Source organism: Natrinema soli, from assembly GCF_028618695.1.
Map to the genome: position 1 here is coordinate 1 of NZ_JAQIVI010000212.1, position 1,124 is coordinate 1,124.

General features: G+C 66.9%; 4 protein-coding genes. 3 read left to right on the plus strand and 1 reads right to left on the minus strand.

Annotated features, from left to right (window positions below):
• The coding region (locus PGX04_RS13960) for a DUF2267 domain-containing protein (RefSeq protein ID WP_273739073.1) at positions 1-242 on the plus strand (242 nt) is incomplete at its 5' end.
• A 131-nt stretch (positions 243-373) separates the two neighbouring features.
• A complete protein-coding gene (locus PGX04_RS13965) occupies positions 374-544 on the plus strand; it encodes a DUF7576 family protein (RefSeq protein WP_273739074.1) in 171 nt (56 codons plus the stop codon).
• A 35-nt stretch (positions 545-579) separates the two neighbouring features.
• Here PGX04_RS13965 and PGX04_RS13970 read toward each other — a convergent pair whose 3' ends face one another.
• Entirely contained in the window at positions 580-708 is a 129-nt protein-coding gene (locus PGX04_RS13970; protein ID WP_273739075.1) for a hypothetical protein, read from the minus strand.
• 32 nt (positions 709-740) lie between these two features.
• Between PGX04_RS13970 and PGX04_RS13975 the strand changes: the two genes are divergently transcribed.
• A partial coding sequence (locus PGX04_RS13975; protein WP_377042734.1) for a dienelactone hydrolase family protein occupies positions 741-1,124 on the plus strand: 384 nt, incomplete at its 3' end.

Consider the following 1,124-nt stretch of genomic DNA (forward strand, 5'->3'; position numbering starts at 1 on the left):
TCGTCGAAGACGCCGATCACGACGCTGCCGGCTACGACCGGGAGGACTTCGTCGAGCGAATCGGCGAGCGACTCCGCGGCACGGACGTCGAACCGGACGGCGCGGCGCAGTTCGCCGACGCCGTCACTGACGCCCTCGCGGTCGCGCTGACGGACGGCGAACGACAGGATCTGAAGTCCCAGCTCGACAGCGATCTCGATCCGCTGTTCGAGGGCGTGACGATCGATCGAGAGAACGCGTAGCGACGCCGAACGCGAACCCGTGAGCGGACCCCTCGTCCGCTCACGGCACCTGAACCGGCAGATTTGGCCGCCCGTGGCCGATACGGCCGGAATGGATTCGTTAAAGTGCGTCTCGTCCCACCTGTCAACCGATGACTGACTCGACGGACGAGGACACACCCGAATGTCGACACTGCGGCGATTCCGTTGGATCGTCCGCCGAACAGCGCGTGATAACGACGGTCGAAGACGGGACGACCGTCTATAAACACTTCTGTAGCGACGACTGCCGGGATATCTGGGAATCGTCGCCCGACGCCTGATCCCCGGGCGGCAGTCCCGCAGCCTCGTCGCCGTCTCACGTCCCCTCGAGCGACGACGAGAGCCCCGACGCTGGGGTCTCGAGCCCGATGTCGGCCGACGGATAGGTTCCGTCGACGGCGACGACGGGCGAACGGCGGCGTATCAGTCGCGCTAGCGATCCCAACAGTCAACCGCGCGCGAGGCGGATCGCCGAATATGGCGTCCGACGGAATTCACACCGTCACCGACATCCCGATCGACGACGCGACCCTCGAAGGGGAACTCGTGGTGCCGCCGGAGTCGACCGGACTGGTCGTCTTCGCTCACGGCAGCGGAAGTAGTCGGCACAGTCCGCGAAACAACGCCGTCGCGGAGACGCTGCACGAGCGGGGGCTCGGGACGCTCCTGTTCGACCTGCTCACCGAGGCCGAGGACCGGCATCGAGAGAACCGGTTCGATATCCCGTTACTGACCGACCGGCTCGTCGCGACGACCGAGTGGGTCCGCGAGCAGTCGGCAACGAGCACGCACTCGATCGGCTACTTCGGTGCCAGTACCGGCGCGGCGGCCGCCCTTCGCGGCGCGGCCCGTCCGGAGACG

Bases quoted from the DNA above. Each gene is read 5' to 3' on its own strand.
- PGX04_RS13965 (WP_273739074.1), top strand. From the start codon at position 374: ATGACTGACTCGACGGACGAGGACACACCCGAATGTCGACACTGCGGC.